The organism is Burkholderia sp. 3C (assembly GCF_054589155.1).
On record NZ_BAAILN010000109.1, the window covers coordinates 12,462 to 22,725 of the forward strand.

The 10,264-nt window shown below is 69.0% G+C and carries 10 protein-coding genes; 3 read left to right on the top strand and 7 right to left on the bottom strand.

All coding sequences use genetic code 11. From position 1 onward, the window contains the following. On the top strand, nucleotides 1-441 hold a 441-nt coding region (locus ACYP33_RS22225; RefSeq protein WP_459623951.1), incomplete at its 5' end, for a DUF3224 domain-containing protein. Nucleotides 442-523: 82 nt separating this feature from the next. On the opposite strand, the gene ACYP33_RS22230 is transcribed toward ACYP33_RS22225, so the two are convergent. The 7 genes from ACYP33_RS22230 to ACYP33_RS22260 all read right to left on the bottom strand — a co-directional run bounded on the left by ACYP33_RS22230 (nucleotide 524) and on the right by ACYP33_RS22260 (nucleotide 8,482). After that, on the bottom strand, nucleotides 524-1,471 hold the full coding sequence (locus ACYP33_RS22230) for an electron transfer flavoprotein subunit alpha/FixB family protein (protein ID WP_459623952.1): 948 nt from the start codon (nucleotides 1,469-1,471) through the stop codon (nucleotides 524-526). Nucleotides 1,472-1,483: 12 nt separating this feature from the next. Beyond that, the gene (locus tag ACYP33_RS22235) at nucleotides 1,484-2,233 is read right to left on the bottom strand and encodes an electron transfer flavoprotein subunit beta/FixA family protein (protein ID WP_414441065.1); all 750 of its coding nucleotides are present in this window, start codon (nucleotides 2,231-2,233) and stop codon (nucleotides 1,484-1,486) included. A 133-nt stretch (nucleotides 2,234-2,366) separates the two neighbouring features. Continuing rightward, complete coding sequence (locus ACYP33_RS22240) at nucleotides 2,367-3,224, bottom strand: SIS domain-containing protein (RefSeq protein WP_414441066.1); 858 nt, start codon at nucleotides 3,222-3,224, stop codon at nucleotides 2,367-2,369. A 107-nt stretch (nucleotides 3,225-3,331) separates the two neighbouring features. After that, entirely contained in the window at nucleotides 3,332-4,342 is a 1,011-nt protein-coding gene (locus ACYP33_RS22245) for an ABC transporter permease (RefSeq protein ID WP_414441067.1), read from the bottom strand. 52 nt (nucleotides 4,343-4,394) lie between these two features. Next, nucleotides 4,395-5,948, bottom strand: a complete 1,554-nt coding sequence (locus tag ACYP33_RS22250; protein ID WP_459623953.1) for a sugar ABC transporter ATP-binding protein — start codon at nucleotides 5,946-5,948, stop codon at nucleotides 4,395-4,397. Between the two features lie 65 nt (nucleotides 5,949-6,013). Continuing rightward, nucleotides 6,014-6,991: a sugar ABC transporter substrate-binding protein gene (locus ACYP33_RS22255; RefSeq protein WP_414441069.1), complete on the bottom strand. Its 978-nt coding sequence runs from the start codon at nucleotides 6,989-6,991 to the stop codon at nucleotides 6,014-6,016. A 75-nt stretch (nucleotides 6,992-7,066) separates the two neighbouring features. After that, nucleotides 7,067-8,482: an FAD-binding oxidoreductase gene (locus tag ACYP33_RS22260; protein WP_459623954.1), complete on the bottom strand. Its 1,416-nt coding sequence runs from the start codon at nucleotides 8,480-8,482 to the stop codon at nucleotides 7,067-7,069. A gap of 197 nt (nucleotides 8,483-8,679) precedes the next feature. Between ACYP33_RS22260 and ACYP33_RS22265 the strand changes: the two genes are divergently transcribed. Both ACYP33_RS22265 and ACYP33_RS22270 read left to right on the top strand, forming a co-directional pair. Further along, a complete protein-coding gene (locus tag ACYP33_RS22265; protein ID WP_414448329.1) occupies nucleotides 8,680-9,324 on the top strand; it encodes a glucose-6-phosphate isomerase in 645 nt (214 codons plus the stop codon). After that, a partial coding sequence (locus ACYP33_RS22270; RefSeq protein WP_459623955.1) for a shikimate dehydrogenase family protein occupies nucleotides 9,321-10,264 on the top strand: 944 nt, incomplete at its 3' end. The genes ACYP33_RS22265 and ACYP33_RS22270, both read left to right, overlap by 4 nt.

The following is a 10,264-nucleotide window of genomic DNA, read 5'->3' on the forward strand; positions in this document are numbered from 1 at the left end:
TCGAATCCCAAAGCTACTGTCGCCGCTGGCGAATTCAGCGTCCGGATCGGCGCGCCCGAGCTGCCGGGCGTGCCGGCCGGCGCCGCCGCCCTCGGGCGGCTCACGCTGGAGAAGGAATACAGCGGGCCGCTGCAGGGCCACGCGGCCGGCGAGATGCTCAGCATCGGGCAGCCGGCCAGCGGCGAGGCGACCTACGTTGCGCTCGAATCGTTCGTCGGCACGCTCGATGGCCGCGAGGGCGGTTTCGCGCTGTCGCATCACGGGCAGATGCATGCAGGCAAGGAAGCGCTGCGCGTGACCGTGGTGCCGGGTTCGGGCAGCGGCGAACTGGCCGGGATTGTCGGCGAGATGGAGATTCGCCGCGAGGGAGGGCGCCACGAATACGTGCTGCGCTACGGATTCGTGGGGTCGTGGTTCGATGCGCTGCGCACCGCCGGCTGAACGACCGGCGAGCGCGTGCCCGGCCTCCGGCGCTGGCATGCGCCGAGGCAGGATCGCCTGACGATACGCGCGGCGCGTGGGCTTACTTCAGCGCCGCCGTCAACGCCGGCACCGCCGTGAACAGATCCCCGACGAGCCCGTAATCCGCCACGCCGAAGATCGGCGCCTCTTCGTCCTTGTTGATCGCCACGATCACGCGGGCGTCCTTCATGCCGGCCAGATGCTGGATCGCGCCCGAAATGCCGATCGCCAGATACAGCTCCGGCGCGACGATCTTGCCGGTCTGACCCACCTGATAATCGTTCGGCACATAGCCGGCGTCGACCGCGGCGCGCGAGGCGCCGAGCGCCGCACCGAGCGTGTCCGCGAGCGGCTCGAGCAGTTGCGCGTAATGCTCCGCGCTGCCCAGGCCGCGCCCGCCCGATACCACGGTCTTCGCGCTCGTCAGTTCGGGCCGATCGAGCTTCGTCACCTGCCGGCCGACGAACTCGGCCCGGCCGCCGCCGGTGTCCATCGCCTCCACCGCTTCCACCGTTTCGATCGACGCATGGCCGCCCGTCGCCTTGGCGGCGTCGAAGGCCGTGGCGCGCACCGTGATCACCTTGATGGCGTCGCGCGACTGCACGGTGGCGATCACGTTGCCCGCGTAGATCGGCCGCTCGAACGTATCCGCGCCGAGCACGGCCGTGATGTCCGAGAGTTGCGCGACGTCGAGCCGGGCCGCGATGCGCGGCGCGACGTTCTTGCCGGCCGCCGTGGCCGGCGCGACGATGTGCGAATACTGGCCGGCGAGCGCGAGCACCGTCTCGGCGAGCGGTTCGGCCAGCCCGTGTTCGAGCCGGGGCGCATCGGCCAGCAGCACCTTCGCCACGCCGGCGATGCGGGCGGCCGCGTCGGCCGCCGCCTGCGCCTGCCAGCCGGCCACCAGCACATGCACCTCGCCGCCGAGTTGCCGGGCCGCCGTGACGGCGTGCAGCGTCGCGGCCTTCAGCGCCGCGTGTTCGTGTTCCGCAATGACGAGCGTCGTCATGGTTCGTGCTCCTTACAAGACTTGGGATTCGTTGCGCAGCTTGTCGACGAGCGCGTGCACGTCGGCCACCTTGATGCCCGCGCCGCGCTTGGGCGGCTCGGCGAAGCGCAGCGTGTGCAGGCGGGGCGCGACGTCCACGCCCAGTTCGTCGGGCGTGAGCGTGGCGAGCGGCTTCTTCTTGGCCTTCATGATGTTGGGCAGCGTGACGTAGCGCGGCTCGTTCAGGCGCAGGTCGGCCGTCACCACCGCGGGCAGGGCCAGCGAGAGCGTTTCGGTGCCGCCGTCCACCTCGCGATCGACGCTGGCGCGACCGTCGGCGATCGTGAGCTTCGCCGCGAACGTGGCCTGCGGCAGCCCGGCGAGCGCGGCCAGCATCTGGCCGGTCTGGTTGGCATCGTCGTCGATGGCCTGCTTGCCGAGCAGCACCAGTTGCGGCTGCTCGCGTTCGATCAGCGCATGCAGCAGCTTGGCCACCGCGAGCGGTTGCAGCTCGGCGTTCGATTCGACCAGGATCGCGCGGTCCGCGCCGATCGCCAGCGCGGTGCGCAGCGTGTCCTGCGCCTGCGCCACGCCCATCGACACGGCCACCACCTCGCTGGCCACGCCTTGCTCCTTGAGGCGCACGGCCTCCTCGACGGCGATTTCGTCGAACGGGTTCATCGACATCTTCACGTTGGCGAGATCGACGCCGGTGCCGTCCGATTTCACGCGAACCTTCACGTTGTAATCGACGACGCGTTTGACTGCGACAAGTATCTTCATGGCGGTTTGGGAAAGGTTCGGGCGAGCGGCGGCGCGGGTCGCGCAATCGATGCGGCCCGCGCTTTCGCTTCGCAGTGCAAAACAAAAAGGACGAAAAAAAACGGAGCAGGGGGCGGGCCCCTGCGGATGCGGCTCAGATCATGCCGGAGGTGCGCATGTCGGCGAGATGGCGCTTCATGTCCTGCACGTCGCGGGCGTGGGTTTCGCCCTTGCGCAGCGCGACGCTGGTGGACAGGATGTCGACGATCACCAGCGCCGCGAGGCGCGAGGTGGTGGGCGTGTAGACGTCGGTGTTCTCCAGCGTTTCGGCCACCACCGCCACGTCGCAGTAGCGCGTGAGCGGCCCCTGCGAGCCGGTGATCACCACCACGATCGCGCCGCGTTCCTTGGCGGTGCGCGCCACCTCGATCAGCGAGCGCGTGGCGCCGGTGTTCGAGATCGCCACCACCGCATCGCCGGGCTTGAGCATCGACGCGGCGATGAACTGCTGGTGCGAATCCTGGTGCGCGACGCACGGCACCCCGAACAGCGGGAATTTCTGCTGCGCGTCGAGCGCCACGATGCCCGACGCGCCGAAGCCGAAGAACTCGATGCGCGCGGCCGAGGCCAGCAATTCGACGGCGCGGCCGATCGCCTCGAAATCGAGCTTCTTGCGCGCCCAGTCGAGGCTCGTGATGGTGTAGTCGAAGATCTTGGTGGCCACCGTTTCGGGCGTGTCGGCATCGGACAGCACCGAATGCGTGGCCGGCGCGCCGAGCGCGAGGCTCTGCACCACGCGGATCTTGAAATCCTTGAAGCCGTTGCAGCCGATCGTCGCGCAGAAGCGCAGGATGGTCGGCTCGCTGACCTGGGCGAGCCGCGCGAGTTCGGACAGGCTCACTTCCGCGATCGAATGCACGTTCTCCAGGATGTAGTCGGCCACCTGGCGGCTGCCGCGCCGCAGCTCGGGCCGGGCACGGTCGATCACTTCGAGGATGTTGTAGTCGGGCACGCGTTGTTTCCTTCCTTGACTGGCGGGCATGAAGCGCAAAAGGCTCATGCGGAGCGTCATGCGGCGCATCGCGGCACGGCAACCGCGAGGCGCATCCAACGCGGAGTTTAGCGGAATATCCAGCGGCGCCAGAAGCCCGCGCCCTGCTGCATCAGCACCGCCGCGACGATGATCGCGCCCATCACGACCTGCTGGTGATAGCCCGGCACGCTGGCCAGATTCATGATGTTGCCGATCACGCCGAGGATCAGCACGCCCATCAGCGTGTTGAGCACGCCGCCCTTGCCGCCGGCCAGGCTCGCGCCGCCGATCACCACCGCCGCGATCACGGTCAGCTCGTCGCCCACGCCCACGGTGGGCGCGCCCACGCTGGCGCGCGCCGTCGAGACGATGCCGGCCAGCGCGGCCAGCGCGCCGGAGCACACGTAGGTGCCGAGAATGTGGCGCGCCACCGGCACGCCCGACAGCCGCACCGCCTCCTCGTTCGAGCCGATCGCGCGCACCACGCGGCCGGCGCGCATCCGGCCGAGCGCGATGCCGCCCGCCACGAACACCAGCAGCATCACCAGCGTCGGGCCGGGAATGCCGAAGTAGCTGTGGCGGCCGAAGTCGAGCAGGGCCTGGCCCGCGTCGTCCACCAGGATCGGCGAGCCGTTCGAGACGATCATCGCGATGCCGCGCGCCACCGTCATCATGGCGAGCGTCACGACGAACGGCGTCAGCCGGCAGAACGCCACCAGCACGCCCGACACGAGGCCGCACAGGCCGCCCGTCACGAGCGCGGCCGCCAGCGCGAACGCTAGCCCGTGCTCGGGGATCAGCATCGCCGACAGCACGCTGCCGAGCGCCGCGACCGAGCCGACCGAGAGGTCGATGCCGCCGGTCAGCACCACCAGCAGCATGCCGACCGACATGATGCCGACGCCGGCCACCTGGCGCGTGATGTTGGCGAGGTTGGGCGCGGAGAAGAAGTCGCTCGAGATGAACGACGCCGCGATCACCAGCACGACGAGGATCGCCACCGTGTTGAAGCGGCGCGCGGATTGCCAGGCATGCTTGAGCTTCGAGCCGGCGGCGGGGCGCTGGCGCGGGTTCGAGGTAGCGGCGCTGGGATTCATGATGGGTGTCTCCAAACGGGTAGAACGTTCCGGGACGGCGGCAAACGCCGCGTCAACCGTGAATGAGGGAGGCGTCCTCGCGCCCGGCCGCCTGCGGGCCGGCATGCGGGGAGCCGTGGGTTTCGCCGGGATCGCGGCGCAGCGAAAGCGCGAGGATCGCTTCCTCGCTGTAGTCGGCGGGCTGCAGTTCGCCACGGATGCGGCCTTCGCCCATCACCATGATGCGGTCGCACAGCCCCATCAGTTCCTGATGCTCGGACGAGATCACCAGCAGCGCCTTGCCGCGTTCGGCCAACTGGTTGATCAGCGTGTAGATCTCCACCTTCGCGCCCACGTCCACGCCGCGCGTCGGCTCGTCGAGGATGATCAGATCGCCGTCGGCATGGAACCATTTGGCGAGCACCACCTTCTGCTGGTTGCCGCCCGACAGCGTCGAAACGTCGGCATCCATCGAGCGGGCCTTGATGCGCAGCGCGTCCATCAGTTGCGCGACCGCCTCGCGCTCGCGGCGGAACGCGAGAAAGCCGCCCGGCGCGCTGACCGATTTCAGCGAGGCGAGCGTGGCATTGATGCGGATCGGCATCGCGAGCACCGCGCCCTGTCCCTTGCGATCCTCGGGCACCAGGCCGATGCCGGCGCGTACCGCCGCCATCGGCGTGCGCGCGTTCAGGCGCTTGCCCTTCAGTTCGATGCTGCCGGCCTCGGCCCGGTCCGCGCCGAAGATCAGCCGCGCCACCTCGGTGCGGCCCGAACCGATCAGCCCGCCCAGCCCGACCACCTCACCCGCGCGCAGCGAGAACGACACGCCGCGCACGGCTTCGCCGCGCGCCAGCCCGTCCACCTTCAGCACCACCTCGCCGGCCGTGGCGCGCCGTTCGGGGAACAGCACCGACAGCGGCCGGCCGACCATCTTGCGAATCAGCTCGTCGCGCGAAATCTCGGCCGGCACGACGGTATCGACGCGGCGGCCATCCTTGAGCACCGTGATCCGGTCGGCGATCGCGAACACTTCCTCCAGCCGGTGCGAGATATAGACGATGCCCACGCCGCGCGCGCGCAGCGAGCGCACGATCTCCAGCAAACGTTCGGCGTCGGACGGCGCGAGCGCGGCGGTCGGCTCGTCGAGCACCAGCAGCTTCAGTTCGCCCGACAGCGCCTTGGCGATCTCGATCACCTGGCATTGCGCGGCCGACAGCGTGCCGACCAGCGCGGCCGGATCGATGTCGAAGCCGAGGCTCGCGATCAACGCGCGCGCCTTCGCGCGCAGGCCGCGCCAGTCGATCACGGCGGGCAGGGCGGCCAGGAACACGTTCTCGGCCACCGACAGGTCGGGCGCCAGCGCCGTCTCCTGGTGGATCACGGCGATGCCCTCGGCCAGCGCCGCGTGCGGGTTGCGCAGCACCCTCTCGCGGCCCTGCACGCGGATCGTGCCGGCGTCGGGCTGGTGGCCGCCGCCGATCACGCGCATCAGCGTCGATTTGCCTGCGCCGTTTTCGCCGACGAGCGCATGCACCTCGCCGCCGTGCACGTCGAAATCGATGTTCTCGATCGCGTGAATGCCGCCGAACCGCTTGTCGATGCCGGTTAGTGCGATGAACGGAATCATTGGACTGTGTCTCCACTCGGGCGCGCGCCAGCCGCGGGCGGCGCGCGCATGCGACGAAGAAAGCGTCAGAAGATCGCTTTCGGGTTGTAGTACTTGTCGACGTTGCTCTTCGAGATCGCGACGGCCGGCGTGTACGACAGCTTCGGCACTGCACCGGCCTGGCCCTTGGCGGCCTTCACGCCGATGTCCACCGCGGTGCGCGCGACCAGCGCCGGATCGTTGAGCGCGGTCACGCCGTACTTGCCCTGCTTGATCAGCGCGAGCGCTTCCTTCTGGCCGTCGGCCGCCGCCACCAGCGTGATGCCGTCGCGGTTCGCGCTCTGGATCGCGCGGCGCGCGCCGAGCAGCATGCTGTCGTTCTCGGCGAGCACCATGTTGATGTCCTTGTTGGCTACCAGCAGGTCTTCCATCGCCTTCAGGCCGCCTTCGTCCGACCAGTTGCCCCAGCCCTGGCCGACGATCTGCAGGTTCGACTTGCCGGTTTTTTCGAGCTGCGCCTCGACGATGCCGGCCAGCACGCCGTCGCGCCGCTCCTTGCCGACCGGGTTGCCCTTCTCGCCGGACAGCAGCGCGATCTTCAGCGGCTTGCCGCCGGTGTTGTCCACCACCCAGCGGCCCACCAGCGCGCCGTTCTCGCTGTTCGACGACTGCACCAGCGTGACGTAGTTGGCCTTCGGGTCGAGCGTGCTGTCGAACACCACCACCTTCACGCCGGCCGCGCTCGCGGCGTTCACCGCGCCCACCAGCGCCTCGGGATCGGCCGGATCGATCAGCAGCACCTTGACGCCGCGCGTGACCAGATCCTCCACGTCGGAAATCTGCTTGCCCATCTTGCCCTGCGCATCGGCCACGATCACGTCCGCGCCGAGCTCGGTGGCGCGCGCCTTGGCCGATTCCATGGCCGCCGCGAAATACGGTGCGTTGAGCACCTTCATCGAAATGCCGACCTTGAGCTTGTCGGCGGCGAACGCGGGTGCGGTGGCGATGATGCCGGCCGCGGCGAACGCGGCGGCGCAGCACAGCTTCTTCATAAGACGCGACATGTCTCCTCCTCTTGTGGGTGTGTCACGCGAAAGGGCGGCGCGGTGCGCTCGCCCGGAAATGCGGGGCGCGGCGCGTCACGGCGCCAGCAGCTTGCCGGGGTTCAGGATGCCGCGCGGGTCGAGCGCGGCCTTCACGGCGCGCATCGCGGCCAGCTCCTCGGGGCGGCGCGACAGCGCCAGCACCTCGAGCTTCTTGGTGCCGATGCCGTGCTCGGCCGACACCGAGCCGCCGAGTTCGGCCGTCACGCCGTACACCACGCGCTTGACCTCGGCCGCGGCGCTCGCCGGCCAGTCCGGCTCCTGCACCACGACGTGCAGGTTGCCGTCGCCGAGATGGCCGTAGACGAGGATGCTGGCGTTCGGCCATTGCGCGCGCAGCCGCTGCTCGCAGCGTTGCGCCGCGATGCCGACCTCGGCGATCGAGAAACTGATGTCGAACGACACGCGGCCCGGAATCAGCCGGCCGTATTCGCCGGGCGCGTCGCGGATCGCCCAGAACGCGGCGGCGTGCGCCTCGTTGGCGGCCAGCGCGGCGTCGTCCAGCGTGCCGGCTTCGAGCATCTCGCCGAGAAACGACTCGAACGCGGCGTGCTGGCTGTCGGGGTCGGCGCCGCTGCTTTCCAGCAGCACGTAGAACGCGTGCCGGCCCGCGAGCGGCGCGCGCAGTTCGGGCAGGCGCGACAGCACGAAGTCGTAATAGCCGGGCCACATCACCTCGAACGCCGACACGCCGGCCGGCAGGCGCTCCTGGGCAAGACGCAGGAGCCGGGTGACGCCGTCGTAATCGGGCACGCCGCACCAGGCGGTGGACACCGCGCGCGGCTTCGGGCGCAGCCGCAGCACCGCGCGCGTCATCACGCCGAGCGTGCCTTCGCTGCCGATCAGCAGGTTGCGCAGGTCGTAGCCGGTGTTGTTCTTGATCATCTTGCGCAGGCCGCCCACCACGCTGCCGTCGGCCAGCACCGCTTCGACGTCGAGCGCCTGCTCGCGCATCATCCCGTAGCGGATCACGCGATTGCCGCCCGCGTTGGTGCCGAGGTTGCCGCCGATGGTCGCGCTGCCGCGCGCGCCGAGATCGAGCGGAAACATGAAGCCGGCCGCCTCGGCCGCTTCCTGCACGGTTTGCAGCGGCACGCCGGCCTGCACCGTCATGGTGGCGCTGACCGGATCGATCTCCTCGATCGCGTTCATCAGTTCCAGGCTCAAGGCCACTTCCCCGCCCAGCATGCAGGCGCCGCCCGCCAGGCCGGTCAGGCCGCCCTGCGTGACCACCGGCTGATGGTGCGCATGACAGATGCGCAGCGCGGCCGACACCTGTTCGGTGGTGCGCGGGCGTACCAGCGCGATCGGGTCGGCGCACGGCATGCGGCTGGAATCGGCGTGGCGGCGGCCGGCGAAATCGGCCGGCAGGCTCACCACGGCGGCGCCCAGCGCCTCGCGCAGCGCCGCGACCACCGCGGCGGCGCGGGCCGGATCGGGCATCTCTTGCATGAAGTCGTCTCCTGCATGTCCGGCTGGCCTGCGGGTCGAATCGCAGCCTTTCCGGGTTCGTAACGATAGTGTTGCAATCATTATATTTGCAATTCCTGGGATTTTTCCTAGTGAAAACCCGAGTGTTCGTTTGTTTCACAAACTATATCATCATGAAAACTAACGTTTCATTCGAGTTCTCAGAGGGAGAAACAGTCATGCAATGGCCCGAGCCGCGTTCGTTCGACGTGGATCTGGATACCGGCCTGATGGCCGGCACCGATTCGCACTATCAGAAACGCCTTGGCGATCTCGCCGGCCTTTATGCCGATACGGCGGCGTTCGATGCGCTGGCCGCGACGCGGGCGAGCGAGGTTGTCTACGAAGTCACCGACCACCGGCCGAATGCCGAGCCGGGCGACCTGATCACGGGTGTGACCCGCATGAGCGCGGGCAGGGTGGGCGACGAGTTCTTCATGACGCGCGGCCATATCCACGCGAACATCGACCGCCCCGAGCTGTATTTCGGGCTCAAGGGCCATGGCCTGATGCTGATGGAGGCGCCGGACGGCGAGACGCGCATCGTCGAGATCCGCGCCCATACGGTGTGCTACGTGCCGCCGCGCTGGATTCATCGCTCGGTGAACCTGGGCGACGGCGATTTCGTCATGCTGTTCTGCTATCCGGCCGATTCGGGGCAGGACTACGCGATCATCGAGCGCGCCAACGGCATGCGCCAGCGCATCGTGAGCGACGGTAACGGCGGCTGGCGCAGCGAACCCAACCCGGCCTGGCGCGCGCGCAGCGCCGAGGACATCGAGGCGCTGGTCGCGCGCCGCCATGAAACGGAGCAAGCCCGATGAGCCATTCCCCCGCCACCCGTCCGACCTTCTACTTCATCGGCGTGACCACCGGCCAGAGTTCGATCATGCGCGTGTTCCCCGAGTGGGCGCGGCATCTGGGCCTGGGCGACGTCGAGATCAAGGGCATCGATTTCCCGCTGCACGCGAGCCGCGAGGCCTACCGGGAAACCGTGCAATTCCTGCGCGACGATCCGCTGTCGCTCGGCGCGCTCGTCACCACCCACAAGATCGACCTGTACGCCGCCTGCCAGGATCTGTTCGACGAGATCGATCCGCATTCGCGGCTGATGGGCGAAACCAGTTGCCTGTCGAAGCGCGACGGCAAATTCGTCTGTCATGCGAAGGATCCGATCACGTCGGGCCTGTCGCTCGACGGCTTCCTGCCCGAGCAGCATTTCGCCCGCACCGGCGCGGAAGTGTTTTCGATGGGCGCGGGCGGCTCCACCATCGCGCTGACCTGGCATCTGATGCAGGCGAGCCGCGGCGCGAACCGGCCGTCGCGCGTGATCGTCTCGAACCGCTCGGCCGGCCGGCTGGAAGAACTGGAGCGGATTCACCGCGAGTTGGATCTCGGCGTGCCGTGCGAATACGTGACCGCGCCGCGCGCCGAGGACAACGACGCCGTGCTGGCGCGGCTGTCGCCGGGCGCGCTCGTGATCAACGCCACCGGGCTGGGCAAGGACGCGCCCGGCTCGCCGCTGACCGACGCGGCCCGCTTTCCGGAGCGCGCGGTGGCCTGGGACCTGAACTATCGCGGCAAGCTGGTGTTTCTCGACCAGGCGCGCGCGCAGCAGGCGGCGCGCGGCCTGCAGGTGGAGGACGGCTGGACCTACTTCATCTACGGATGGACGCGGGTGATCGCCGAGGTGTTTCATATCGAGATCCCGACGCGCGGCCCGGCCTTCGACGACATTTGCCGGATCGCCGCGGCGGCCGGCAA

Bases quoted from the DNA above. Each gene is read 5' to 3' on its own strand.
- ACYP33_RS22245 (WP_414441067.1), bottom strand. From the start codon at position 4,342: ATGAATCCCAGCGCCGCTACCTCGAACCCGCGCCAGCGCCCCGCCGCC.
- ACYP33_RS22230 (WP_459623952.1), bottom strand. From the start codon at position 1,471: ATGACGACGCTCGTCATTGCGGAACACGAACACGCGGCGCTGAAGGCC.
- ACYP33_RS22260 (WP_459623954.1), bottom strand. From the start codon at position 8,482: ATGCAAGAGATGCCCGATCCGGCCCGCGCCGCCGCGGTGGTCGCGGCG.
- ACYP33_RS22235 (WP_414441065.1), bottom strand. From the start codon at position 2,233: ATGAAGATACTTGTCGCAGTCAAACGCGTCGTCGATTACAACGTGAAG.
- ACYP33_RS22255 (WP_414441069.1), bottom strand. From the start codon at position 6,991: ATGTCGCGTCTTATGAAGAAGCTGTGCTGCGCCGCCGCGTTCGCCGCG.
- ACYP33_RS22265 (WP_414448329.1), top strand. From the start codon at position 8,680: ATGCAATGGCCCGAGCCGCGTTCGTTCGACGTGGATCTGGATACCGGC.
- ACYP33_RS22250 (WP_459623953.1), bottom strand. From the start codon at position 5,948: ATGATTCCGTTCATCGCACTAACCGGCATCGACAAGCGGTTCGGCGGC.